This window comes from Microbacterium sp. F01 (assembly GCF_056156365.1).
The window spans coordinates 1352325-1378047 of sequence record NZ_CM149592.1; the positions used below are offsets into that span (position 1 = coordinate 1352325).

Annotated in this window: 24 protein-coding genes; 20 read left to right on the forward strand and 4 right to left on the reverse strand. The window is 69.7% G+C overall.

Annotated elements, in window-relative coordinates; translation table 11 throughout:
* The first annotated feature begins 121 nt into the window (after positions 1 to 121).
* From prmC to ACVN90_RS06020, 13 genes are all read left to right on the forward strand, one after another.
* Positions 122 to 1000, forward strand: coding sequence for a peptide chain release factor N(5)-glutamine methyltransferase (gene prmC, locus ACVN90_RS05960; RefSeq protein WP_475101233.1), 879 nt, complete (start codon positions 122 to 124; stop codon positions 998 to 1000).
* Positions 1001 to 1057: 57 nt separating this feature from the next.
* Positions 1058 to 1834, forward strand: coding sequence for an L-threonylcarbamoyladenylate synthase (locus ACVN90_RS05965; RefSeq protein ID WP_475101234.1), 777 nt, complete (start codon positions 1058 to 1060; stop codon positions 1832 to 1834).
* Positions 1831 to 3033 carry an MraY family glycosyltransferase gene (locus ACVN90_RS05970; protein WP_475101235.1) on the forward strand — a complete coding sequence of 401 codons (1203 nt, stop codon included), beginning with the start codon at positions 1831 to 1833 and terminating at the stop codon, positions 3031 to 3033. Before ACVN90_RS05965 ends, ACVN90_RS05970 begins: the two co-directional genes overlap by 4 nt.
* Positions 3030 to 3533 carry a hypothetical protein gene (locus ACVN90_RS05975; RefSeq protein WP_475101236.1) on the forward strand — a complete coding sequence of 168 codons (504 nt, stop codon included), beginning with the start codon at positions 3030 to 3032 and terminating at the stop codon, positions 3531 to 3533. The genes ACVN90_RS05970 and ACVN90_RS05975 overlap by 4 nt, the downstream gene beginning before the upstream one ends.
* A 167-nt stretch (positions 3534 to 3700) precedes the next feature.
* Positions 3701 to 4492 carry a F0F1 ATP synthase subunit A gene (gene atpB, locus ACVN90_RS05980; protein WP_235560275.1) on the forward strand — a complete coding sequence of 264 codons (792 nt, stop codon included), beginning with the start codon at positions 3701 to 3703 and terminating at the stop codon, positions 4490 to 4492.
* Between the two features lie 62 nt (positions 4493 to 4554).
* A complete protein-coding gene (gene atpE / locus ACVN90_RS05985; RefSeq protein ID WP_159845304.1) occupies positions 4555 to 4791 on the forward strand; it encodes an ATP synthase F0 subunit C in 237 nt (78 codons plus the stop codon).
* Between the two features lie 28 nt (positions 4792 to 4819).
* The gene (locus tag ACVN90_RS05990) at positions 4820 to 5380 is read left to right on the forward strand and encodes a F0F1 ATP synthase subunit B (RefSeq protein WP_475101237.1); all 561 of its coding nucleotides are present in this window, start codon (positions 4820 to 4822) and stop codon (positions 5378 to 5380) included.
* Positions 5380 to 6171 carry a F0F1 ATP synthase subunit delta gene (locus ACVN90_RS05995; RefSeq protein WP_475101238.1) on the forward strand — a complete coding sequence of 264 codons (792 nt, stop codon included), beginning with the start codon at positions 5380 to 5382 and terminating at the stop codon, positions 6169 to 6171. The genes ACVN90_RS05990 and ACVN90_RS05995 overlap by 1 nt, the downstream gene beginning before the upstream one ends.
* Positions 6172 to 6231: 60 nt before the next feature.
* Positions 6232 to 7869, forward strand: coding sequence for a F0F1 ATP synthase subunit alpha (atpA, locus tag ACVN90_RS06000; RefSeq protein ID WP_475101239.1), 1638 nt, complete (start codon positions 6232 to 6234; stop codon positions 7867 to 7869).
* 21 nt (positions 7870 to 7890) lie between these two features.
* Positions 7891 to 8787: a F0F1 ATP synthase subunit gamma gene (locus tag ACVN90_RS06005; protein WP_475101240.1), complete on the forward strand. Its 897-nt coding sequence runs from the start codon at positions 7891 to 7893 to the stop codon at positions 8785 to 8787.
* Between the two features lie 39 nt (positions 8788 to 8826).
* Entirely contained in the window at positions 8827 to 10275 is a 1449-nt protein-coding gene (gene atpD, locus ACVN90_RS06010) for a F0F1 ATP synthase subunit beta (RefSeq protein ID WP_475101241.1), read from the forward strand.
* A gap of 2 nt (positions 10276 to 10277) precedes the next feature.
* The gene (locus ACVN90_RS06015) at positions 10278 to 10538 is read left to right on the forward strand and encodes a F0F1 ATP synthase subunit epsilon (RefSeq protein WP_194397897.1); all 261 of its coding nucleotides are present in this window, start codon (positions 10278 to 10280) and stop codon (positions 10536 to 10538) included.
* A gap of 91 nt (positions 10539 to 10629) precedes the next feature.
* Complete coding sequence (locus tag ACVN90_RS06020) at positions 10630 to 11379, forward strand: YaaA family protein (RefSeq protein WP_475101242.1); 750 nt, start codon at positions 10630 to 10632, stop codon at positions 11377 to 11379.
* A 5-nt stretch (positions 11380 to 11384) separates the two neighbouring features.
* Here ACVN90_RS06020 and ACVN90_RS06025 read toward each other — a convergent pair whose 3' ends face one another.
* Both ACVN90_RS06025 and ACVN90_RS06030 read right to left on the reverse strand, forming a co-directional pair.
* Entirely contained in the window at positions 11385 to 12113 is a 729-nt protein-coding gene (locus ACVN90_RS06025) for a GNAT family N-acetyltransferase (RefSeq protein WP_475101243.1), read from the reverse strand.
* Positions 12114 to 12193: 80 nt separating this feature from the next.
* A complete protein-coding gene (locus ACVN90_RS06030; protein ID WP_475101244.1) occupies positions 12194 to 12646 on the reverse strand; it encodes a DUF4282 domain-containing protein in 453 nt (150 codons plus the stop codon).
* A gap of 186 nt (positions 12647 to 12832) precedes the next feature.
* Here ACVN90_RS06030 and ACVN90_RS06035 point away from each other — a divergent pair, with 186 nt between their 5' ends.
* From ACVN90_RS06035 to ACVN90_RS06065, 7 genes are all read left to right on the forward strand, one after another.
* The gene (locus tag ACVN90_RS06035) at positions 12833 to 13648 is read left to right on the forward strand and encodes a large exoprotein (RefSeq protein ID WP_475101245.1); all 816 of its coding nucleotides are present in this window, start codon (positions 12833 to 12835) and stop codon (positions 13646 to 13648) included.
* Positions 13649 to 13769: 121 nt separating this feature from the next.
* On the forward strand, positions 13770 to 14753 hold the full coding sequence (locus tag ACVN90_RS06040) for an aldo/keto reductase (RefSeq protein ID WP_475101246.1): 984 nt from the start codon (positions 13770 to 13772) through the stop codon (positions 14751 to 14753).
* A gap of 137 nt (positions 14754 to 14890) precedes the next feature.
* Positions 14891 to 16624, forward strand: a complete 1734-nt coding sequence (locus ACVN90_RS06045; protein WP_475102070.1) for an ABC transporter ATP-binding protein — start codon at positions 14891 to 14893, stop codon at positions 16622 to 16624.
* Positions 16625 to 16650: 26 nt separating this feature from the next.
* The gene (locus tag ACVN90_RS06050; protein WP_475102071.1) at positions 16651 to 18666 is read left to right on the forward strand and encodes an ABC transporter ATP-binding protein; all 2016 of its coding nucleotides are present in this window, start codon (positions 16651 to 16653) and stop codon (positions 18664 to 18666) included.
* 64 nt (positions 18667 to 18730) lie between these two features.
* Positions 18731 to 19528 (forward strand): PP2C family protein-serine/threonine phosphatase, encoded by a 798-nt coding sequence (locus tag ACVN90_RS06055; RefSeq protein WP_475101247.1) that lies wholly within the window; start codon positions 18731 to 18733, stop codon positions 19526 to 19528.
* Between the two features lie 65 nt (positions 19529 to 19593).
* Entirely contained in the window at positions 19594 to 22410 is a 2817-nt protein-coding gene (locus ACVN90_RS06060; RefSeq protein ID WP_475101248.1) for an FtsK/SpoIIIE domain-containing protein, read from the forward strand.
* Positions 22411 to 22476: 66 nt separating this feature from the next.
* Positions 22477 to 24042: an APC family permease gene (locus tag ACVN90_RS06065; RefSeq protein ID WP_475101249.1), complete on the forward strand. Its 1566-nt coding sequence runs from the start codon at positions 22477 to 22479 to the stop codon at positions 24040 to 24042.
* Between the two features lie 34 nt (positions 24043 to 24076).
* Here ACVN90_RS06065 and ACVN90_RS06070 read toward each other — a convergent pair whose 3' ends face one another.
* Complete coding sequence (locus tag ACVN90_RS06070) at positions 24077 to 24457, reverse strand: DUF5655 domain-containing protein (RefSeq protein WP_475101250.1); 381 nt, start codon at positions 24455 to 24457, stop codon at positions 24077 to 24079.
* Between the two features lie 99 nt (positions 24458 to 24556).
* A complete protein-coding gene (gene ald, locus ACVN90_RS06075) occupies positions 24557 to 25672 on the reverse strand; it encodes an alanine dehydrogenase (protein WP_475101251.1) in 1116 nt (371 codons plus the stop codon).
* Positions 25673 to 25723 lie beyond the last annotated feature (51 nt).

The window sequence follows — 25723 nt, forward strand, 5'->3', positions numbered from 1 at the left end:
TCACGGCGGATCGAGCCCCAGCCTATGGTGAGGCTTTCGCTGTGAGTCCTTCTGTGACGAAAGGCTGGCCGCTCCCCGGTACCCTGCGGGCCGCGGCGGCGGGCCTAGAGTGGATGCGGTCATGGCCTCTCCCGACGAATCCCCCCTGCTCTCCGATGCCCTCCGCCGCGCCGCCGCGCGCCTCGCCGAGGTCGGCATCGCCGACCCACTCGTCGATGCGGAGCTGCTGGCCGCCGTCGTTCTCGGCTCCGGGCGCGGGGGAGTGCAGGCGGCCGCGATCCGCGGCGACCGCCTCGCGCCTCAGGACGCCGCCCGCCTCGACGAACTCGTCGCACGGCGGGTGACGCGCGAGCCGCTGCAGCACATCACCGGCACGGCTCCCTTCCGCCATCTCGAGCTGCGGGTCGGCCCCGGTGTCTTCGTCCCCCGCCCCGAGACCGAGGTCGTCGCGCAGCTGGCGATCGACGCGCTGCGGGCGGCAGCATCCGAGTCTCCCGTCGCAGTGGATCTCGGCACCGGCAGCGGCGCGATCGCCCTCGCCATGGCGACCGAGGTGCCGCACGCCCGCGTGTTCGCGGCCGAGAACTCGGTCGACGCGTTCGTGTGGACGAAGGAGAACTTCGCGCACGTCGGCGCCGACAACGCGACGCTCGCCTTCATCGACCTGGCCCACGCGTTCCCCGAGCTCGACGGCACCGTCTCAGTCGTGGCATCCAATCCTCCCTATGTTCCGGATGCTGCGACCCCGCGTGACCCGGAGGTGCGCTTCTTCGATCCACCCGCGGCGCTGTACGGGGGAGAGGACGGCCTCGACGTCGTGCGCATCCTGAGCGGAGTGGGACTGCGCCTGACGCACCCCGGAGGGATGATCGTGATCGAGCACGGCGAGTGGCAGGGCGAGGCGATCCGGAGGATCCTCGAGGCCGACGGCTGGCGCGCCGCCGCGACCCACCCCGACCTCACGATGCGCGACCGCGCGACCACCGCGCTGCGGCCGTGACGCCGCCGCCGGTTCGGAGCGTTCGTCCGGGGCTTCACAACTAGAATGGCGGGCGACATGTCCCCCATCTACGACTGCCGTGACGAGGCGCAGCTGCTCACCGGCATGCGCCAGGCGCGCCAGGCCATCGGCCGCGGCGAGCTCGTCGTCATCCCCACCGACACCGTCTACGGCGTCGCCGCCGACGCCTTCGACCACGCCGCCGTCGCGCGTCTCCTCGCGGCGAAGGGCCGCGGCCGCCAGTCGCCGCCCCCCGTGCTCGTGGCCGGCCTCACGACCCTGCGCGCCCTCGTCGCCGAGGTGCCCGAGCCCATCGAGCGCCTCGTCGAGGCGTTCTGGCCCGGCGGCCTCACCATCGTGCTGCCGTCGCAGCCGTCGCTGTCGTGGGACCTCGGCGAGACGCAGGGCACCGTGGCGGTGCGCATGCCTGCGCACCGCATCGCCCTCGAGCTCCTCGAAGAGACCGGGCCGCTCGCGGTCTCGAGCGCCAACCTCACCGGCATGGCGGCCGGCATCACCGCCGAGGACGCGGAAGGGATGCTGAAAGACAGCGTCGCTGTCTATCTCGGCGACGGGCCGTCGAAGACCGGCGTCCCCTCGACGATCATCGACGCGACCAGCCTCGTCGTCGGCGACGAGCCCCGCGTACGCGTGCTGCGCGACGGCGCCGTGAGCCGCGAGCAGCTGCGCGACGTGCTGGGCGACCTCCTCGAGCCCGAGCCGAGCGCCGAGCCCGAGGCGGAGCCCGACGCCACGGCGACCGATGCCGCGGCGACGGATGCTGCGGCCGACGCGGCTGCGGCGCCCGGGGCGCCGGAACCCGACCGCTCGTGAAGCAGTACGTCTTCACGATCCTCCTCACGGCGGCCGTCACCTTCGTCCTGTCGTGGGCGGTGTGGCGGCTCAGCCAGAAGTACAAGCTGTATCCGGGCATCCGCGAGCGCGACGTCCACAAGACGCCCACGCCGCGCCTCGGCGGCATCGCCATGTTCATCGGCGTGCTGGCGGCGTTCGCGGTGTCGTCGCAGCATCCGTATTTCTCCATCGTCTGGGCGCAGCCCCAGCAGATGTACGCGCTGCTCGGCGCGACCGCGCTCATCGTGGTCATCGGCGTCCTCGACGACCTGTGGGACCTCGACTGGATGATCAAGCTCGGCGCACAGTTCCTCGCCGCCGGCGTCATCGCGTGGTTCGGGCAGCTGCAGATCTACACGCTCCCGCTGGGCGGCATGACGATCTTCTCGAGCTGGGCGAGCTTCACCCTCACCGTCTTCTCGATCGTCGTCGTCATGAACGCGGTGAACTTCATCGACGGCCTCGACGGGCTCGTCGCCGGGGTCTGCCTCATCGCGAACGTCGTGTTCTTCGCATACTCCTACATGGTGTTCCGCGACATCGGCTCGAGCACGTACTTCACGCTGTCGTCGCTCATCGCCGCCGTGCTCATCGGCGCGTGCATCGGCTTCCTCCCGCTGAACTGGAGTCCCGCGCGCCTGTTCATGGGTGACGCGGGCGCGCTCATGCTCGGTCTTCTCATGGCGTGCTCGGCGATCTCCATCACCGGAAACTTCGACCCGGCGATGATCGCCGACAACGACGCGTTCGGCCGGTCGCAGCTGCTCGGTGCGTTCATCCCGATCCTCTTGCCCGTCGTCGTCGTGCTGCTGCCGCTGCTGGACTTCGGCCTCGCGGTCGTCCGACGCATGAGCCGGGGCAAGTCGCCGTTCTCGCCCGACCGCAAGCACCTGCACCACCGCATGCTCGACATGGGCCACACCGACCGCGACGCGGTGCTCATCTTCTACGCGTGGACGGCCCTGGTGAGCCTGTCGGTGCTGCTGATGTACATCGGCACCACGCTGCAGTGGCCGGGGGACTACCTCTTCGGCGTGTTCTACGGCATCGTCGGCATCGCCGCATGCCTCGTCGTCACGCTTCTTCCCTCGCACCGCCGCCCGGTCGCCGCGGCGCCGGCCCCCACCGAACCCGAACCCCAGCCCGATCCCGCGCCCGCACAGGAGGACGCCCGATGAGCACGAGCCCGAACCCCCGCACCCCGATCTCCAGCACCCCGATCCTGCGCACCGTCCTGGTGTGGTCGGGCTCGGTCACCGCGATCCTCGCCGTCGTCGGCGCGATCGTCGGCTTCCTCGTCGCGGGCACGACCGGCCTCTGGAGCGCCCTCGCCGGCGTCCTGGTCGCTGCGGTGTTCCTGGGTATCACGGGGGCGAGCATCCTCATCGCGAACCGCTGGTTCGGCGACCCGCTCTACGTGCCGATCTTCTTCGGCATCGTGATGGGCGGATGGATCCTCAAGTTCGTCGTGTTCATCGTGATCCTGCTCGTCCTGCGCGGTCAGCCGTGGATCGAGCCGACGGTGTTCTTCGTCGCGGCGGTCGTGAGCGTGCTCGCCTCGCTGGCGGTCGACGTCGTCGTCATGGTGCGGATGCGGGTGCCGCACGTGAGCGATGTGGAGCTGCCGACCGACCCCGACGCGGGGGACAGACGCGACGAAGAGCCCACCGCGTCGTGATCCGCCGCCACGCGGATTCAGCGACCTCACAAGTTTGATAGGCTGAACGAGCGCCCGCCCGCTCGCTCAGCGAGTACTTGCGGAGTGACGCTCATCGACCATCGTCGCAACGGTTCTCGACCGATGCCCCGAAGCTGGAGCCAGCGCTGTCTATTCATGCTGCGACCCTGATCGCCCCCTTTGCCACGGATGAACCGCCCGTCTTCCACGGGCCCTCGATCGATGAGTTCTTCCCTGAGGTCCTCTTCAATCTGGCCGGTGTTCCGATCACTCGGATCCACCTCATCCAGTTCCTCGCCACGATCGCCGTCGTCGTGATCTTCTGGCTCGGCACGCGCCGCATGCGTGTCGTGCCGGGGCGCTTCCAGAGCCTCGTCGAGATGGGACTGGACTTCGTCCGCGTCAACATCGGCGAAGACCTGCTCGGCAAGAAGGACGCCCAGCGCTTCCTGCCGATCCTCACGACGCTCTTCTTCATGATCCTGTTCATGAACATCACGGGCATCATCCCGTTCCTGAACATCGCGGGCACGAGCATCATCGCGGTGCCGCTGACGCTCGCGGTCGTGAGCTACGTCACGTTCATCTACGCCGGCATCAAGAAGAGCCCGAAGAACTTCTTCAAGAACTCGCTCTTCCCGTCGGGCGTGCCGTGGCCGATCTACATCATCGTCACGCCGATCGAGCTGATCTCGACCTTCATCATCCGGCCGGTGACGCTGACCCTCCGACTCCTCATGAACATGATGGTCGGCCACCTGCTGCTGGTGCTGTTCTTCGCGGCCACGCAGTTCTTCATCTTCGACATGGGCGGATGGTGGTCCATCCTCGGCGCCGGCAGCCTCGCGTTCGGCTTCGTCTTCACCCTGTTCGAAATCCTGGTGGCCGTCCTCCAGGCCTACGTCTTCGCCCTTCTCACCGCGGTCTACATCCAGCTCGCGGTCGCCGAAGAGCACTGAAAGCGGGACGGCACTGGGTCCGGAAGACGCAGTGCCGCCCACAACCGAAAGGAAACACCCCCGTGGACGCAACTACGGTTCTCGCAGAGGTCTCCGGCTCCATCGCGACCGTCGGATACGGTCTCGCCGCCATCGGCCCGGCCATCGGCGTGGGCATCGTCGTCGGCAAGACGATCGAGGGCGTCGCCCGTCAGCCCGAGCTGGCCGGCCGCCTGCAGGTCCTCATGTGGATCGGTATCGCCTTCACCGAGGCGCTCGCCTTCATCGGCATCGCGACCGGCTTCATCTTCGGCTTCTGATCGCCACACTCTCGTCTAAGGAGACAGGATGCTGAACGCTCTTGTCACGTACGCCGCGGAAGAGGGCGCCGAAGCGGCGCACAACCCTCTGCTCCCCGCGTGGTACGACATCATCTGGTCGTCGGTGTGCTTCATCGTCATCCTGATCATCTTCTGGAAGGTCGCCCTTCCGCGGATGAAGAAGCTGCTCGACGAGCGCTCCGCTGCGATCGAAGGCAACATCGCCAAGGCCGACGAGGCCCAGCGCAAGGCCGAGGCCGCCCTCGAGGAGTACACGGCGCAGCTCGCCGACGCTCGCAAGGAGGCCGGTGAGATCCGCGATGCCGCCCGCGAGGACGGCAAGAAGATCGTCGCCGAGGCCAAGGAGACCGCTTCGGCGGAGGCCGCGCGCCTGACCACCACCGCGCACGCGCAGATCGAGGCGGAGCGCCAGACGGCTCTCGTGTCGCTGCGCAGCGAGGTGGGTACTCTCGCCCTCGACCTCGCCGGCGGCGTGATCGGCGAGACGCTGTCCGACGACAAGAAGGCTCAGGCCGTCGTCGACCGGTTCCTCGCCGAGCTCGAAGAGTCCGAAGGGGCAAAGGCGTAATGGGCAGCGCGACCACTCAGGCCCTGGCGGCGACGACCGCGGCACTGCGCGCCGCGTCGGGCGTCGACCTCGACGTGGCCGGCGAGCTGTTCGCCGTCGCGCGCGCCGTGGGAGACTCGTCGCAGCTGAGCGGCGCGCTCGCCGACTCCGCCGCGTCGGCCGAGGCCCGCCGCAAGGTCGTCGCCGACGTGTTCGGCAAGGCCGTGAAGCCCACGACGGCGTCGCTGCTGACGACCGCCGTCGCCCAGCGGTGGTCCTCGTCCGACGATCTCGTCGACGGCATCGAGGAGCTCGCGGTGCGTGCTGCCGCTGTCGCCGACGCGAAGGCCGACGTCGAGGCCGAGCTGTTCGCGTTCTCGCGGACCGTGGCCGACAACCCCGAACTCGAGCTCGCGCTGGGCAGCCGGCTGGGCGACTCCGCCGCGAAGGGCGAGCTCGTCGAGAAGCTCCTCACGGGCCGCGCGAGCGCAGGGACGACGCTGATCGCGTCCTCCCTGATCCGCCAGCCCCGCGAGCGGCGCGTGCGTCAGCTGCTGTCGCGCGCGACGCGGCTCGTCGCCGACCAGCGCAGTCGCGCGGTCGCGACCGTCGTGGCCGCAGCACCGCTCAGCGCGGCGCAGAGCGACCGTCTCGCCGCCGCGCTCACCAAGCGCTACGGGACGCCGGTCTCGCTGAACACCATCGTGGACCCGACCGTCGTCGGCGGCGTGCGCGTGCAGATCGCGGACGACGTGATCGACGCGAGCGTGTCGTCGCGCCTGGCCGACCTCCGTCAGCGGCTCGCCGGCTGACACAGACTTCCCGCGCACGCGGAGATTTCGGGGCCGAGGCCCCTTGAACGAAGGAAAACAATGGCAGATCTCACTATCAGCCCTGATGTCATCCGTGACGCGCTGAAGGACTTCGTCGCCGCCTACGAGCCCACCGGGGCTGCGGCCACCGAGGTCGGCACGGTCGTCGACGCCGCTGACGGCATCGCCCACGTCGAGGGCCTGCCCGGTGTCATGGCGAACGAGCTGGTGACGTTCGCGGACGGCACCCAGGGCCTCGCGCTGAACCTGGACGAGCACGAGATCGGTGTGGTCGTCCTCGGCGACTTCGCCGGCATCGAGGCCGGCCAGCAGGTCACCCGCACCGGCGAGGTGCTGTCGGTCGCCGTCGGCGACGGCTACCTCGGTCGCGTCGTCGACCCGCTCGGCAACCCCATCGACGGCCTCGGCGAGATCGCCACGGTCGGCCGTCGTGCCCTCGAGCTGCAGGCGCCCGGCGTCATGCAGCGCAAGTCGGTGCACGAGCCGCTGCAGACCGGCATCAAGGCCATCGACGCGATGATCCCCGTGGGCCGAGGCCAGCGCCAGCTCATCATCGGCGACCGCCAGACCGGCAAGACGGCCATCGCGATCGACACGATCATCAACCAGAAGGCCAACTGGGAGTCCGGCGACGCCACCAAGCAGGTGCGCTGCATCTACGTCGCGATCGGCCAGAAGGGCTCGACGATCGCGGCCGTGAAGGGCGCCCTCGAGGACGCCGGCGCGCTGGAGTACACGACGATCGTCGCCGCTCCCGCCTCCGACCCTGCCGGCTTCAAGTACCTCGCGCCGTACACCGGCTCGGCCATCGGCCAGCACTGGATGTACGAGGGCAAGCACGTCCTGGTCATCTTCGACGACCTGTCGAAGCAGGCCGAGGCGTACCGCGCCGTGTCGCTGCTCCTCCGCCGCCCGCCGGGCCGCGAGGCCTACCCGGGCGACGTCTTCTACCTGCACTCGCGTCTGCTCGAGCGCTGCGCGAAGCTGTCCGACGAGCTCGGCGCCGGCTCGATGACGGGTCTTCCGATCATCGAGACGAAGGCCAACGATGTCTCGGCGTACATCCCGACCAACGTGATCTCGATCACCGACGGCCAGATCTTCCTCCAGTCCGACCTGTTCAACGCCAACCAGCGTCCCGCGGTCGACGTCGGCATCTCGGTCTCGCGAGTCGGCGGCGACGCACAGGTCAAGTCGATCAAGAAGGTCTCCGGCACGCTCAAGCTCGAGCTCGCCCAGTACCGCTCGCTCGAGGCGTTCGCGATGTTCGCCTCCGACCTGGACGCCGCTTCCCGTCGTCAGCTCGCCCGGGGTGCGCGCCTGACCGAGCTGCTCAAGCAGCCGCAGTACTCGCCGTACCCGGTGGAGGAGCAGGTCGTCTCGATCTGGGCCGGCACCAACGGCAAGCTCGACTCGATCGAGGTCGAGGACGTGCTGGCGTTCGAGCGCGAGCTGCTCGACTACCTGCGTCGCAACACCACGATCCTCGACACGCTGCGTGACACGAATGTCCTCGACGACGACACCGTGGCCGAGCTGACGAAGAAGACCGACGACTTCATCCTCGAGTTCCAGGCCGGCAAGGGCCAGTCGATCACCAAGCCGGGCCACGAAGAGGTCGCGGCTGCGCAGGCCGACGACGTGAACCAGGAGAAGATCGTCAAGGGCCGCCGCTAAGGCGGGCCTGGGCTAGCAGACATGGGCGCACAACTCCGGGTCTACAAGCAGAAGATCTCTTCTGCTCAGACGACCAAGAAGATCACGAAGGCGATGGAACTCATCGCGGCTTCGCGCATCCAGAAGGCGATGGCGCGTGTGCGCGCGTCGTCGCCCTTCGCTCGAGCCGTGACGCGTGCCGTCTCCGCCGTGGCGACGCACTCCAACGTCGACCACCCGCTGACCGTCGAACGAGAGACGATCCGCCGCTCCGCGGTCGTGATCTTCTCGTCCGACCGCGGTCTCGCGGGCGCGTTCAACTCGCAGATCCTCCGTGAGGGCCTCGAACTCGCGCAGCTGCTGCGCGAGGAAGGCCGGGAGCCGGTGTTCTACCTCGTCGGTCGCAAGGCCGTCGGGTACTTCCAGTTCCGTCGCATGGAGAGCGCTGCCGAGTGGACGGGTGACACCGACACGCCGCACTTCACCACTGCCGAAGAGATCGCCGCGACCCTGCTCGACGCGTACGATCGCGGCGGCGAGGAGAACGGCGTCGACGAGATCCACCTCGTCTACAACCGCTTCGTCAGCATGATGACGCAGACGCCCGAGACGGTGCGCCTGCTTCCGCTCGAGGTCGTCGAGGCCGAGGAGTCGTCCTCCGCCGCGGTGTACCCGCTGTACGAGTTCGAGCCGGACGCCGAGACCGTGCTCGACGCGCTCCTGCCGGTGTACATCCAGAGCCGCGTCTTCAACGCCCTCCTGCAGTCGTCGGCAGCGAAGCACGCCGCGACCCAGAAGGCGATGAAGTCCGCCAGCGACAACGCCGACAAGCTCATCACCGACTACACGCGCCTGCGCAACAACGCGCGCCAGGCCGAGATCACGCAGCAGATCGCCGAGATCGTCGGCGGCGCCGACGCACTGTCCTCCGGCAAGTAACGCTCCTGCGCGTCCAGACCACACGAAAGAGAAGAAGCCATGAGCCTCACCGCTGACAAGACCGAGACGGCGGTCGTCGGGCGCGTCGCCCGCGTCACCGGCCCCGTCGTCGACATCGAGTTCCCGCACGACTCGATCCCCGACATCTACAACGCGCTCAAGACGACGATCGTGATCGGCGACGACGCGTCCGAGATCACGCTCGAGGTCGCCCAGCACCTCGGTGACGACCTCGTCCGCGCCATCTCGCTCAAGCCGACCGACGGCATGGTCCGCGGCCAGGAGGTGCGCGACACCGGCGGCCCCATCACGGTCCCCGTCGGCGACGTCACCAAGGGCAAGGTGTTCAACGTCACGGGTGACGTGCTGAACGCTGCTCCGGGCGAGACCGTCGAGGTCACCGAGCGCTGGGGCATCCACCGGCAGGCGCCCTCGTTCGACCAGCTCGAGTCGAAGACCGAGATGTTCGAGACCGGCATCAAGAGCATCGACCTGCTCACCCCGTACGTGCAGGGTGGAAAGATCGGCCTCTTCGGCGGCGCCGGCGTCGGCAAGACGGTCCTCATCCAGGAGATGATCCAGCGCGTCGCGCAGGACCACGGTGGTGTGTCGGTGTTCGCCGGTGTCGGCGAGCGCACCCGTGAGGGCAATGACCTCATCGGCGAGATGGAGGAGGCGGGCGTCTTCGACAAGACCGCCCTCGTCTTCGGCCAGATGGACGAGCCGCCAGGGACGCGTCTGCGCGTCGCCCTGTCGGCCCTCACGATGGCGGAGTACTTCCGCGACGTGCAGAAGCAGGACGTGCTGCTCTTCATCGACAACATCTTCCGCTTCACGCAGGCCGGTTCCGAGGTCTCGACGCTGCTCGGCCGCATGCCCTCCGCGGTGGGCTACCAGCCGAACCTCGCCGACGAGATGGGTGTCCTCCAGGAGCGCATCACCTCGACCCGCGGTCACTCGATCACGTCGCTCCAGGCGATCTACGTCCCCGCCGACGACTACACCGACCCGGCTCCGGCGACCACGTTCGCGCACCTCGACGCCACCACCGAGCTCTCGCGCGAGATCGCGTCGAAGGGTCTCTACCCGGCCATCGACCCGCTGACGTCGACGAGCCGCATCCTCGACCCGCGCTACATCGGTGAGGACCACTACCGCGTGGCCACCGCCGTGAAGCAGATCCTGCAGAAGAACAAGGAGCTGCAGGAGATCATCGCGATCCTCGGTGTCGACGAGCTCTCGGAAGAGGACAAGATCGTCGTCGCCCGCGCGCGCCGCATCCAGCAGTTCCTCTCGCAGAACACTTACATGGCGAAGAAGTTCACCGGTGTCGAGGGTTCGACGGTCCCGATCAAGGAGACCATCGAGTCGTTCGACGCGATCGTCAAGGGCGAGTTCGACCACGTCGCCGAGCAGGCCTTCTTCAACGTCGGCGGCATCTCCGACGTCGAAGAGCAGTGGGCGCGCATCCAGAAGGAGAACGGCTGATCATGCCGCTCAAAGTGAGCCTCGTCTCCGCGGATGCGGAGGTCTGGTCGGGAGAGGCGTCGCTCGTCGTCGCCAAGACCGTCGAGGGCGAGATCGGCTTCATGACCGGTCACGAGCCGGTGCTCGCGATCCTCGCCGAGGGTCAGGTGCGCATCACCCAGACCTCAGGCACGAAGATCATCGCCAACGCGCAGGACGGGTTCCTGTCGATGGAGGGCGACGACCTCACGATCGTGGCCGGTAACGCCGCACTGATCTCCTGATCCACCACCATTCCGACTCGGCCGGTCCCTTCGGGGATCGGCCGAGTCGTTTCAGCCGGCGAGTTCGCCCCGAGCCCCGCCACGGAGAGTCATGCTGATCCTGCTGCCGCCGTCCGAGACGAAGCGCGCGGGCGGTCGCGGCACGCCGCTCGATGTCACGCGGCTCGCGCTGCCGCAGCTCGCGCCTCAGCGCGAGGCCGTCGTCGCCGCGCTGGTCGCCCTGTCGGACGACGAGGATCACGCTGCACGCGTCCTCAAGCTCGGCCCGAAGCAGCGCGGCGAGATCGCCGTGAACGCCGCGCTGCGCGACGCCCCGTCGATGGCCGCGATCGACCGCTACACCGGTGTGCTCTTCGACGCACTGGATGCAGCATCCGTCTCCGCCGCCGGCCGACGCTGGCTGGGAGCCCACGTCCTGGTGCACTCGGCCCCGTTCGGACCGGTCGGTGCGCTCGATCCGATCCCCGCCTACCGACTCGGCGCGGCGACGTCGCTCCCGGGCGTGCCCTCGCTCAAGCGCCTGTGGGGCGCCGACGTCACCGCCGCCCTTGCGGCCCTGGAACCTCGGTTCGTGCTCGACCTCCGCTCGGAGGCCTACGTGGGGCTGGGCCCCGTGCCCTCGGGCGTCGCCTCGCGATACATCCGCGTCGTGAGCGAGGGCGCCGACGGCGCCGTGCGCGCCCTCAACCACTTCAACAAGCACGCGAAGGGTGCGCTCGTTCGCCGGCTCGCCGAGGATCGCCCGCGCATCGGGTCTGCAGCGGCTTTCTTGACATGGGCGGATGCTGCGGGTCTCCGTGTGCGCGAGACCGACGCCAGCGAGCTCGAGCTCTTCGCCTGAGAGTCCTACGCGGTCGGTGTGCGTACCGCCGAGAAGCGGTTGCGGCGGCGAAGCGCGAAGCCGAGCCGCTCGTACGCCGCGATCGCCCCGACGTTCGACGCGGCGGCGTGCATCAGAGCGCGGTCGCCGCGCTCCTGGATGTGGAAGGCGACGTCGAGCACGAGGCGCGACGCGAGACCCTGACGCCGGTGGTCCACGTCGACGGCGACGGCGCTGATCTCCGTCCAGCCCTCGGGATGAAGGCGCTCGCCCGCCATCGCGACGAGCCGGCCCCCTCGCCGGATGCCGATGTAGCGCCCGAGCTCGTAGGTGCGCGGCCGGAACGGGCCGGGCTGATTGCGCTCGACGATCGCGAGCATCTCGGGGACGTCGTCGGCACCCAGCAGGATCGCCTCGGAGTATGGACGCGGCTGCAGGGCGTCGGTCTCCACGAGCTGCACGCCCTCGCCCTGGCCGACGACCTCCCAGCCGTCCGGCACCTCGCCGTCGTACCCCGACAGCCCGATCTCCGCACCGGGTCCGACGAGATCGACGAGCGCCTTCCAGACCCCGGGATCGTCCCACGAACGCACGGCGACGAAGGGCGCGACGTCCTCCGGGTAGCGGCGCACGAGGTCGTTCCCGATCGCGAACGAGGCGTGCGGACCCGTGAGCGCGTGCCACGGGGCGTTGTCGAGCACTGTCGCATCGGCGTGCGGGGCATCGAGGACGGGGGCGAGGGAGGCATCGGGCACCCGCCCACTCTGCGCCTGCCACGGTGTCGCCGCAAATGCCCGCCGTCACCGCGCGCAACACGTGCGGCGACTCGGGCGCGTCAGTGCTTGGTGTGCTCCGCGGTGCGCTCGGTGTTCTCGGCGATCGCGATGAGGGCGACGACGGCTTCGATGATGAACCGGAGGAGGATGATCGCGAGGAAGGTCACCACCGGCACCACGATGATGGTCGCGATGAGTCCGGTGATGCCTGCGCCGACGTTCAGCCACATCAGCGAGATCGCGCTCATGATCCCGCCGACGAAGTAGACGATGAACCCGATGGCGATCGCGATCAGCCCGACGAAGTAGAACACGCTCGCCAGCCGGCGCGTGATGAAGGTGCGGAACGACAGGTCGAACAGCGCGGAGAAGAAGCCTCGGCCGACGTCGTCGATCTCGCCCCGGACCGTCGGGACGCCCGTGTCGTCGGGGTCGGCCGCGCGCGCGGCGTCGGCGGCGGACTGGGGCGGAAGCGGCGGGGGAGTCGGGGAGGACGGAGTATGGTCGGTCATGGCAGCCCTTCGGTCGGGAGTTCTGCTCAGGCTATCCACCCGGCGTATCGGGAGGCCATCCCCCGGATAGGGCCGCCAATGCTGACAGTCGGCTGAGAGCGTCGCTAGCATGTGTCGAGCGGAGCAGGGGCTCCGCGGGCGCGTCCCGAATGCGTCCCGAATCGACTCTCTCGGAGGTCGCTCCACATGGATTACAACGACGGCAGCGGAGTCGGCGCCCTCGTCGCCTGGCTCGTGCTCGCCCCCTTCCTGTTCCTGCTCGCGATCGCCGGATACGTCATCGGCTCGTGGTTCCTCATGAAGGTCTTCGACAAGGCCGGCGTGCAGGGCCGCTGGCGCGCGTGGGTGCCCGTCTACAACACGCTGATCTTCGTCAAGCTCGGCGATCTCAACCCGTGGTGGCTGCTGGCGCTGTGGGGCGGCACCATCGTGCTCGGCTGGGTACCCGTGCTCGGCACGCTCATCGGCATCGCGACGTTCGTCTACACGCTGCTCGCGGCGTGGCGCGTGGGCCTGAAGCTGCAGAAGGAAGCCGTCTGGCTCATCCTCTACTTCTTCCTGGCGATCGTCTGGCTCGGTATCAACGCGTTCGACCGCTCCCGCTGGAACACGGCCATCCCGGCGGCTCCGTGGGCGGGCAACTTCCTCGCCGACAAGACGGTCTGGTCGGGCGTTCCCGTCCAGGCACCGGCTGGCGGCTACCCCGCCAACCCGGCGACCACGCCCGGTTACGGAGCCCCCGCGGGCTACCAGCCCCCGGCCGGGTACACCCCGCCGCCGGCGCCGCCCGCCGGATACACGCCGCCGCCCGCGCCCCCGGCAGCGCCCGCCGCACAGCCTCCGGCCGCGCAGCCTCCGGTGACGCCGCCGCCCGCGGCCGAGCCTCCGGCCGCGCAGCCTCCGGTGACGCCGCCGCCCGCGGCCCAGCCCCCGGCCACAGAGCCGCCGGCGACCGAGCCGCCCACCACCGAGCCGCCGGCGCCCGACGCGCCCAAGCCGTAAGCACCGCTCGACAGCCCCTCGCCGCACCGCGAGGGGCTGTCGTGTGCCACGCCGGGCGATGGGTGTTGCAGCGAGCGAGACCCCTGCCGACGCACTCCGGCACCGCGGCTAACGTGGAGGCATGACCTCGACTGTTCCGCTGCGCCGGGTCGGCGCGTCCGGCCTCCTCGTGTCCGCTGTCGGCCTCGGCTGCAACAACTTCGGCCGCCCTGGCACCCGCACCGAGACGCTCGACGGGACGCGGGCGGTGCTCGACGCCGCGATCGATGCGGGGGTGACGTTCCTCGACACCGCCGATATGTACGGCGGCGATCCCGGCCAGTCCGAGACGCTCATGGGGCAGGCGCTCCAGGGCCGGCGCGACCAGGTCGTCCTCGCGACCAAGTTCGGTCACCCCGGCCGAGACATGGGCTACCCGCCGTCGGGTGGGAGGGGCTCGCGGTCGTACATCCGGCGTGCGGTCGAGGCATCCCTCACCCGTCTTCAGACCGAGTGGATCGACCTCTACCAGCTGCACGTGCCCGACAACGACACCCCGATGGAAGAGACGCTCGACGCGCTCGGCGACCTCGTGCGCGAGGGCAAGGTGCGCTACATCGGGCACACGAACTTCTCGGGCTGGCAGATCGCCGAGGGCCACTTCACCGCCCTCATGCGCCACGGCGTGCCGTTCGTCTCGGCGCAGAGCGAGTACAGCCTGCTCGCACGCGGGGCGGAGCGCAACGTGCTGCGGGCCGTCGAGCGGTACGGCCTCGGATTCTTCCCGTACTTCCCGCTCCATAACGGACTGCTGACCGGCAAGTTCACGCGGGATGCCGCGCCCGCCGACACCCGCATCATCCGCCAGCGCCGCCACATCTACGATGACGCTCCGTGGGACGCGCTCGAGGGGTATCAGGCGTTCTGCGACGAGCGGGGCATCACGATGCTCGAGGCGACCATCGGATGGCTGCTGTCGCGACCGGCCCTGTCGAGCGTGATCGCCGGCGCGACCTCACCCGAACAGGTGCGGGCGAACGCTGCGGCGGCCTCGGTGTGGACGCCGACGGCCGCGGATCTCGCGGCGATCGACGCGCTGTTCCCGCCGCCGGAGGCGGCCCTCTGACGCTTCGCAGCCGAGCACTGGGCGAGTTCGCCGACGGCGTACGCGACGGGTTGTCCAGGGTGACGGCGCAGGCGTAGCGTCGCTATCCGTGCGCGGTCCGCGAGAGCGGACGACTCCGCGTGCCGGAAAGGACCGTCGTGCTCGGCAAGCTCCTGGTGCGGTATCTGAGTCCCGCGTGGCTGCTCATCGTGGCGGTGGTCGTCTTCCAGCTCGCGCAGTCGATCGCGTCGCTGTGGCTGCCGACCCTCAACGCCGACATCATCGACAACGGCGTCGTGACGGGCGACATCCCGTACATCTGGTCGACCGGCGGCGTGATGCTGATCGTGAGCCTCGTGCAGGTGGTGTGCGCGATCGTCGCGGTGTACTTCGGGTCGCGCCTCGCGATGGGCATGGGCCGCGACCTTCGCGGCGACCTGTTCCACCGTGTCGTCGCCTTCTCGCAGCGCGAGGTCGGTCAGTTCGGTGCGCCCTCGCTCATCACCCGCAACACGAATGACGTGCAGCAGGTGCAGATGCTGGTGCAGGTGTCGGCGACGCTCATGATCTCCGCGCCGATGCTCGCGATCGGCGGCGTCATCATGGCGATCAGCCAGGACGCCGGCCTGTCGTGGCTGATGGCGGTCGCGATCCCGGTGCTGCTCGTGATCGTCGGGCTCATCGTGTGGCGCATGGTGCCCGCCTTCACCCAGATGCAGAAGCGCATCGACCGCGTGAACCAGATCATGCGCGAGCAGCTGAGCGGCATCCGCGTCGTGCGGGCGTTCGTGCGCGAGCGTCAGGAGCGGGACCGCTTCGAGGCCGCCAGCGCCGGCGTGATGGCGACGGGCCTGCGCGCCGGCAACCTGATGGCGCTGATGTTCCCCGCCGTGATGCTGGTCATGAACGTCTCGAGCGTCGCGGTGATCTGGTTCGGCGCCTTCCAGGTGCAGAACAGCGGCGTGCAGATCGGCACGCTGTTCGCGTTCCTCACCTACCTGATGCAGATCCTCATGGGCGTGATGATGGCGACGTTCATGTTCGTCATGATCCCGCGCGCCGCCGTGTGCGCGAACCGCATCGGCGAGGTGCTCGAGACCGACCCGTCGGTGTCGGCGCCCCGGGCCGCAGCATCCGCTCCCGCTCCCACCGGCAGGATCGAGTTCGACCATGTCGACTTCGCTTACCCCGGCGCCGAGGATGCTGTGCTGCACGACCTCACCTTCACGGTGGAACCCGGCACCACGACGGCGGTCATCGGCTCGACGGGCTCCGGCAAGACGACGCTCGTGAGCCTCGTGCCGCGCCTGTTCGACGTGACCGCGGGCAGCGTCCGGGTCGACGGTGTCGACGTGCGCGATTACGATCCCGACGAACTGTGGACGCGCGTCGGGCTCGTGCCCCAGCGCGCGTTCCTGTTCTCGGGGACGATCGCGTCCAACCTGCGGTACGGCGATCACGACGCGACCGACGAGCAACTGTGGACCGCGCTCGAACTCGCGCAGGCCGCCGACTTCGTCCGCGCGATGCCCGAGGGGCTCGAGGCGTCGATCGCGCAGGGCGGCACGAACGTCTCGGGCGGGCAGCGCCAGCGCCTGGCGATCGCCCGCGCGCTGGTGAAGCGGCCCGAGTCGTACATCTTCGACGACTCGTTCTCGGCCCTGGATCTGAGGACGGATGCTGCGCTCCGCCGCGCGCTCGACACGCACCTGCCCGACGCGACCCGGCTCGTCGTCGCACAGCGCGTCTCGACGATCCAGCACGCCGACCAGATCCTCGTCCTCGATCACGGACGCATCGTCGGGGTCGGCACCCATGACGAGCTCGTCGAGAGCAACGAGACGTATCGCGAGATCGTGGAGTCCCAGCTCGCGGCGGAGGCGGCAGCGTGAGCGGCCCGGGGCGCACGCCGCAGCGGATGCCGCTCGGCCGCGGGCCGATGGGGCAGGCGACGGGTGGCGAGAAGGCGCAGAACTTCGGTCCGAGCGCGAAGCGCCTGCTCGCGACCCTGCGGCCGGACAGGCTGCTGCTCACCGTGGTGCTCGTGTTCAGCATCCTGTCGGTCACCCTCTCGGTGATCGGCCCCAAGCTGCTCGGCGAGGGCACCAACGTGGTGTTCGCCGGCTTCATCTCGCTGCAGATGCCGCCTGGCGCGACCAAGCAGCAGGTGATCGACCAGCTGGTCGCATCGGGCAACCAGGACCAGGCGAACATGATCGCCGCGATGGACTTCGTGCCCGGCGCCGGCATCGACTTCGACCAGCTCGCGCGGATCCTGACGCTCGTGCTCCTCGTCTACGTGTTCTCGAGCCTCTTCGGCTGGCTGCAGGCGCGCATCCTCAACGGCGTGGTGCAGCGCGCGATGCACCGGCTGCGCCTCCAGGTGGAAGACAAGGTGCACCGACTGCCCCTGTCGTACTTCGACCGCGTCCAGCGCGGTGAGCTGCTCAGCCGCGTCACGAACGACGTCGACAACATCGGGCAGACGATGCAGCAGACGCTGTCCCAGGTCGTCATCTCGCTGCTGACCGTGATCGGCGTGCTGACGATGATGTTCCTCATCTCGCCGCTGCTGGCGGTCATCGCCCTGGTCACGATCCCGCTCACGATCGTCATCACCGTGCTCGTCGCCAAGCGCTCGCAGAAGCTCTTCGTGCAGCAGTGGAAGACGACGGGCGTGCTCAACGCCCGCGTCGAGGAGACCTTCTCAGGCCACTCGGTCGTGAAGGTGTTCGGTCACCAGAAGGAGGTCGAGGCGGACTTCCGCACCGAGAACGACGAGCTGTACCGCTCGAGCTTCGGAGCCCAGTTCCTCTCCGGCGTGATCATGCCCGCGATGATGTTCATCGGCAACCTCGTGTACGTCGCGATCGCGGTCGTCGGCGGACTGCAGGTCGCCGCCGGGCTCATGTCGATCGGCGACGTGCAGGCGTTCATCCAGTACTCGCGCCAGTTCACGCAGCCCCTCAGCCAGCTCGGGTCCATGGCGAACCTGCTGCAGTCCGGCGTCGCCAGCGCGGAGCGCGTATTCGAGCTGCTCGACGAGGAGGAGCAGACGCCCGACGACGACCCCGCCGAGACGGCGCCCGAGTCCGCCAGTCGACTCGAGTTCGAGGACGTGTCGTTCCGGTACGTCGCCGACAAGCCCCTCATCGACGGGCTGACGCTCGCCGCGCGGCCGGGCAGCACCGTCGCGATCGTCGGACCCACCGGCGCGGGCAAGACGACGCTCGTGAACCTCATCATGCGCTTCTATGATGTCGACTCCGGCCGCATCACCCTGGACGGCATCGACACGCGCCGCATGACGCGCGACGACCTCCGCGCGCGCACCGGCATGGTGCTGCAGGACACCTGGCTGTTCGCCGGAACGATCCGCGAGAACATCGCGTACGGGCGTCCGGAGGCATCGGAGGAGGAGATCGTCGCTGCAGCGACGGCGGCCTATGTCGACCGCTTCGTGCACGCGCTGCCCGACGGCTACGACACGACGCTCGACGACGAGGCCACCAACCTCAGCGTCGGCGAGCGTCAGCTCGTGACCATCGCCCGCGCGTTCCTGGCGGACCCGCGCATCCTGATCCTGGACGAGGCGACCTCGTCGGTGGACACCCGTACCGAGCTGCTCATCCAGCGCGCGATGTCGCGGTTGCGCGAGGACCGGACGGCGTTCGTGATCGCCCACCGGCTGTCGACGATCCGGGATGCCGACCTCATCCTCGTGATGGAGGAGGGCGCGATCGTCGAGCAGGGTTCTCACGCCGAGCTGCTCGCGCAGAAGGGCGCGTACTGGCGTCTCTACAACGCGCAGTTCGAGGGTGCCGCTGAAGAGGAGCGGGCCGTCGAGGTGCCGGCGGTGCCCCTGGCGCCGCCGCCGACCACGACGCAGATCGTCGTCGAAGCCCTCGCCGAGTCCGAAGACGCCGTCGAGTAACCCACTAGGATGTGAAGACGCGGGGGCGAAGGGCTCCGGCGTATTCCGACGGGGAGGACAGGGCGTGCCCGAAGTTTCCACCCAGTCTCTCGCCGTCCCGGTTCCCGGTGGCGTGCTCGAGCTCTCCTGGGCGGCCGTGACCGACACCGGTCGACGCCGCGAGGTGAACCAGGATGCGATGTTCGCGTCGTATCCGCTGTTCGTCGTGGCCGACGGCATGGGTGGGCACGTCGGGGGCGAGATCGCCAGTGCGAGTGCGATCGAGCGGCTCCACGCCGTCGCCGACAGCGGTACGGTGACGCCGAAGACGATCGAGAAGGCGCTTGCGCGTGCGGTCAAAGACATCGCGTCGCACCCGGACGCCACCGACGACGGAACGGGAACCACGGTGACGGGCGTGTTCCTCGACACGTCCGGGGATGCGCCGCACTGGGTCACGCTGAACATCGGCGACTCGCGCGTGTATCTGGTGCGCGACGGCGCGATCGTGCAGATCACCACCGACCACTCGGTCGTGCAGGAGCTCGTCGCAGCAGGTCGATTGAGTCCCGAAGAGGCCGAGAACCACCCGTACGGCAACGTCATCACCCGCGCGGTGGGCCCGAGCGAGGGCGTCACGCCCGACTACGTGCGACTCGACGTGCTCGACGGCGACCGCTTCGTGATCTGCTCCGACGGCCTGACCAAGGAGCTCACGGACTACGGCATCCGACACTTCCTCGAGGAGAACGCCGACGCCGGCGACGCGGCATCAGCCATGCTCGAGGCCGCGCTCGAGAACGGCGGCCGAGACAACATCACGATCATCGTGCTCGACGTGGGTCTGCCTGCCGACGGCGATTCCTCCACAACCGAGGACTGACCCCGGCGATCCACAGATCCCGCCGCCGCGACCCGTCGCGCGCGGGCTCGCAGTGGAATGGGCGCATGCGCTCGACCGCTCCTTCGACCTTCGCGACCGGCGGCGTGCTCGACGACGAGCCGCTCGCGCTCCCGGCGGCCTGGACTCCTCCGCCGCGCCCGCCCCTGCCGCTCGTGGCCGCGATCGTCCCGGTGGTCGGGGCCGTCGCGCTGTGGCTGGTCACCGGCTCGCTCTTCTCGCTCTGGTTCGCGCTCCTCGGCCCGTTGATCGCGGCGGCGACCATGCTCGACGCGCGACGCGCCGCCCGGCGGGACGGTCGGCGTGCCGCGGCCGACGCGGTACGGGCACGCGACGAGGTCGCGGCGGCCGTGGCGGCGCGACACGACGGCGAACGTGCGCAGTTGTGGGCGCGGCATCCCGATGTCCTGCGCCTCGCCACTCGGGAGGGCGAGATCTGGCGCGGCGGGCGCGACGCGCGGCTCGTGGTCGGCGAGGGCGAGTGCGCGAGCGTCGTCCGCGTGACCGGGGGAGACGGCGACCCGGATGCTGCGGAGCTGCGTCGCCGCGCGGCTCGCGTCTCGGCGGCGCCGGTGACGCTCCCGCTCGCCGCGGGCGTCGTGGTCGTCGGGGGCGAGACCCTCGCGACCGCTGTCCAACGGGCGCTCGTCCTGCAGGCGTGCCTCGCCTTCGCACCGGACGAGCTGCGCGTCGTCGGGCCGCTCGGGCGAGGCCTCGACTGGATGGAGGCGCTGCCACACCGCGAAGGTCAGGGCGGATCGGCGCTGGCGATCGTCGGACCCGGCGAGCTGGTCCCCGCCGACGCAGATCTGGTGATCGCGCGGGGCCGTCCCGGCGAACCTCTGCCCCCACGCTGCCAGGCGGTGCTCACGATCTCGTCCCCCGACGTCGCGCGGCTCGAGCACGCCGGCGAGGTCGTGCCGGTGCGCGTCGAGGCGGTCTCCCGAGGTCAGGCGGAGGAGATCGCGACCGAGCTCTCCGCTCGCGCCGAGCACAGCCTCGGACTCCAGCGCGGGGTGCCTGAGCCGATCGCGCTGGCTCCGCTGCTGGCTGCCGTGCCCGCCGCGTCGGGAGGACTGGCTGCGGTCATCGGCGTGAGTCGCGGCGAGCCGGTGCTCGTCGACCTCGTCGCTGACGGACCTCACGCGGTCGTCGCGGGGGTCACCGGGTCCGGCAAGAGCGAGCTGCTCATCACGTGGATCCTCGCGCTCTGCGCGACGCACTCGACGGACGAGGTGACGTTCCTGCTCGCGGACTTCAAGGGCGGCACCGCGTTCGACGGGCTCGCCGGGGTGCCGCACGTCAGCGGGGTCATCACCGACCTGGACGGCTCGGGCGCCCGCCGCGCGATCGAGAGTCTGCGGGCCGAGCTCCGCCGCCGGGAGGCGGCGATCGCCGCCGCGGGCTCCCGCGACATCGGCGATCCGCGTGTGCGGCTGCCGCGGCTCGTGGTGGTGGTCGACGAGTTCGCCGCCCTGCTCGGCGACCACCCCGAGCTGCACGGGCTGTTCGCCGACCTCGCGGCGCGCGGGCGCGCCCTCGGCATCCATCTCATCCTCGGCACGCAGCGCGCCGCAGGGGTGATCCGCGACAACCTGCTGGCGAACTGCCCGCTGCGGATCAGTCTGCGCGTGACCGACGCGGCCGACAGCCGGGCGCTCCTGGGCACGGATGACGCAGCCCGCCTGCCGGGCGGAGTCTCCGGGCGCGGAACGGCGTTCGTGCGTCGCGCGGGCGACGCGAGTCCGCAGCAGGTGCGCATCGCGCTGTCCGGACCGGACGATGTGGCCGCCGCCGCGTTGCGGATCGGACACCACGCACCGAGCAGGCCCTGGCTGCCCGAGCTGCCGAGGCTGCTGACCCTCGACGAACTCGCCACCCGCGCGGCCGCGGATCGGGACGCCCCCGCGGCAGGCACCGTGCTTCTCGGCCTGGCAGACGAGCCGGAGCGCCAGCGGCAGCCGGTAGCGTTCCTCGGCGGGTCCGACCGTGCACTCCTGGTACTCGGCGGACCGGCGTCCGGAGTGTCGACCGCGCTCGATCTCATCGCGGCGCAGTTGCAGGGGACGGCGCAACGCCTTCCGGCTCACCCCGAGGGGCTGTGGGACGCCGTGGCCGCACTCCACGAGGAGCTGCCGCGTCCCGGATCGGCCGTGCTCGTGGACGACATCGACGCGGTCGCGCTGCGTCTGCCACCCGAGTACGCCCACGTCGTCATGGAGCGGATCGAGGGCCTCGTACGTCGTGCCGCCGCCGCGGGCGTGCTGGTGGTCGCGGGTGCACACCGGCTGACTGGGCCTGTGTCGCGCGTCGCCGAGCTCTTCCCACGACGGCTCGTGCTGCCCTACCCCACGCGCGTCGACCACGCGTCGGCCGGGGGAGACCCTTCGACGTTCGACCCCGCTGCGCCCGCCGGGCGCGGCCGACTCGACGGGCGGACGCTCCAGCTCGCGATGGCGCCCTTCGCGTCCCGTGAGCCGGCCGTGCCCGACCCCGAATGGATGCCGCTCGCTCCGCTCACCGGCGTCGTGGTCCGTAGGTCGCCCGCGGGCCGACGCGCGCTGGCCGCGTGGGAGGCGCACGGACATCGGTTGCTCGGAGTGGACGACTACGTCGCGGATCCCGGTGCCGCCGCGACCGCGCGCCTGGTCGTGGTGGGGGAGCCCGACGACTGGCAGCGGCACTGGCGCCTGCTCGCCGATGTGCGGGGCGACCACGACCTCGTGGTCGACACGTCGTGCGCGTCGGAGCTTCGTGTCCTCGCGGGATTTCGCGGGGTGCCGCCTTACTGCGAACCGGGTGCCGCGCGCGCGTGGCTCATCGCGGCCGGAGCCGATCCCGTCCGCATTGTCCTCCCATCATGAGATGTCCGGTCTGACCGTCGGGCGGACACCTTGACCGGCCCTTCTCGCACGCCATAGCGTCGGCCTGTGGCTACAACCCCGATCGACATGCAACGGCCTGAGGGCAAGGGACTCGCCGCGGGCACGCTGGGACTGTGGGGTTCCACTGTCATCGGCCTCGCGTCGACCGCGCCCGTCTACTCGCTGGTGGCGACCCTCGGGTTCGTCGTCCTGGCGGTCGGTGCGCAGGCGCCCATCGCGTTCGTCATCGCGTTCGTCCCGATGCTCTTCATCGCATTCGCGTACCGCGAGCTCAACAACGACGTCCCCGATTGCGGTACCACCTTCACGTGGGGCACCAAGGCCTTCGGCCCGTGGGTCGGCTGGATGGGCGGATGGGGCGTGGCCGTCGCCGGCATGGTCGTGCTGGCGAACCTCGCGCAGATCGCGGGCATCTACTTCTGGGCGCTCGTGGACGGCATCGTGGGCAACCCCGAGGAGGCGCTGCTCGCCGACAACGTCCCGCTCGTGACCGCGACCGGAGTCGTGTTCATCGCGGCGATGACGTGGGTGAGCTGGAGAGGCGTCGAGATCGGCGAGCGCATCCAGAACGTCCTGCTGGCGATCCAGTACCTGGCTCTTGCGATCTTCGTGGTCGCCGCGCTCTGGCAGTTCTTCGCCGGCACCGCCCCCGACCCGACCCCGTTCGACTGGTCGTGGTTCAACCCGTTCGCATTCACCGAGTGGAGCGGCTTCGTCGAGGCCGTCCTGCTGGCATTGTTCATCTACTGGGGCTGGGACACCTGCCTCGCCCTCAACGAGGAGACCAAGGACCCCAAGCGCATCCCCGGTCGCGCGGCGCTGCTGACGACGGTGATCCTCCTCTTCACCTACGTCGGCGTGACGGTGGCCGCGATGATGTACGCGGGCCTCGGCGAGACGGGCACGGGCCTGGGCAACGAGGCGAACGCCGACGACTTCTTCCTCGCCATCAAGGACGGCCTGCTCGGTCCGCTCGGCTGGGTGCTCGTGGTCGCCGTCATGATCTCGGCGATCTCGTCGACGCAGACGACGATCCTCCCGACCGCGCGAGGCACGCTCTCGATGGCCGCGTACAAGGCGCTGCCCCGCCGGTTCGCGACGGTGCACCCGCGCTACAAGACCCCGTCGTTCTCGACCCTGGTCATGGGTGTGGTCGCGATCGTCTACTACGTCGGGATGACCCTGATCAGCGACAACATCCTGCAGGACTCGATCCTGTCGCTGGGGCTTGCGATCGCCTTCTACTACGCCATCACCGGCTACGCCTGCGTGTGGTACTTCCGGCGGGAGCTGTTCAACAGCGCGCGGAACTTCTTCTACCGGTTCCTCCTCCCGCTGCTCGGGGCGGGGATGCTCACGTACGCGTTCGTGCAGTCCGCGATCGACATGTACGACGTCGACTACGGCTACACGGTGCTGCTCGGCATCGGCGGCACGTTCGTGCTCGGCATCGGGTCGCTCGCGTTCGGCGTGCTGCTGATGATCCTGTGGTTCTTGTTCCCGCGGGCGAAGGCGTTCTTCCGAGGCGAGAGCCTCAACCGCGACACCCCGGTGCTCGTCCCCGAAGACCCGGCCGACTACGCCCGGTCGATCGACGGCGGGCTCGCCTGAGCAGGAGCGCCGAGACCGTGCGCCGGCGTGGCGCTCAGCCGCCCAGGTGCGCGCCGCACCCGACGGCGTACGCCTCGCGCAGCCACGCGGCGACGTCGTCGTCGAATTCGCTCGCATCGGTGAGCCGGAACTGGTGCACGAACAGTCGGCGGCCGTAGGGCGACGCGCTGAGGATGCGGGGGTCGGGCGGGAGTTCGCGCATCAGGTCGAAATAGCCGCGCACGCCCGCCCGCAGCGGGCGGAGGCCGGCGAAGCCGCGGCGCGGACCCTTGAACGTGATCGTCGTCTTCGCGACAGAGTGCGTCACCGGGCCGAACGACCGGATCAGCACGTCGATGCGGTGCCACAGCTCGACCGCGGCGGGGTCCGCATCCCTGAGGTGATCGTCCACCGTCCACACGTGCGCGTCCGTCATCATCCCAGTCTCGGCCAGAGCGCCGACACGCGCACCCCGGCCCCAGACGGAAGCCCCGGACTCCCGAAGGAGTCCAGGGCTTCCGAAGCGACGCCGCCGTCAGGCCAGGGCGGCGTCCAGAGGAGTGAGCTCGAGTTCGTGCGCCGTCGCCACGCCCGCATTGACCACGCGACCACCCATGGTGTTGAGACCGCCTGCGAGCGCAGCATCCGCTCGAAGTGCTTCCTTCCAGCCGCGTCGCGCGATCTGGCGGATGTAAGGGAGTGTGGCGTTGGTGAGCGCCGACGTCGAGGTGTTGGGCACCGCGCCCGGCATGTTCGCGACGCAGTAGAAGATGCTGCCGTGCACCGGGAAGGTGGGGTCGGCGTGGGTCGTCGGGTGCGTGTCTTCGAAGCAGCCGCCCTGGTCGACGGCGATGTCGACGAGCACGGAGCCCGGGCGCATACGCGACACCATGTCGTTGGTGACGAGCTTGGGCGCCTTGGCGCCGGGGATGAGCACCGAGCCGATGACGAGATCCGAGGCGGTGACCGCGCGATCGAGGTCGAGCGGGTTCGACGCGGCGGTCTTGACCCGGCCCTGGAAGTGGTCGTCGAGATAGCGGAGTCGCTGCACGTTCGTGTCGAACACCGTGACGTCGGCGCCCATCCCCACGGCGATCACCGCGGCGTTGGCGCCGGCGACGCCGCCGCCGATGACGGTGACCGTGGCCGGCCGCGTGCCGGGCACGCCCGACATGAGCAGACCGAGGCCCCCGGCCGAGCGCATCAGCGTCGCGGCGCCGACGGTCGGGGCGAGACGCCCGGCGACCTCGCTCATCGGGGCGAGCAGCGGGAGCCCGCCGCCCGCCAGTTGGACGGTCTCGTACGCGATCGCGGTCACGCGGTCGGCGACGAGGCGCTCGGTGAGCGGCCGGTCGGCCGCGAGGTGCAGATATGTGAACAGCACGAGGTCATCGCGGAAGTAGCCGTACTCGCTCGCGATCGGCTCCTTCACCTTCAGGAGCAGCTCGGCTCGTGCCCACACCTCTGCGGCGTCGTCGAGGAGCACCGCGCCCGCGTCCGCGTATTCGGCATCCGGCATCGACGAGCCCTCGCCCGCGCCGCACTGCACGAACACTTCGTGCCCGGAGGCGACCAGGTCGTGCACGCCCGCGGGAGTGAGGGCGACCCGGTACTCGTTGTTCTTCACCTCGGTGGGGACGCTGATCCGCATCGTGTGATCCTTTCCGCTCCGCCGTTGGAGCGCTCGGGCTCCTCGTGGGAG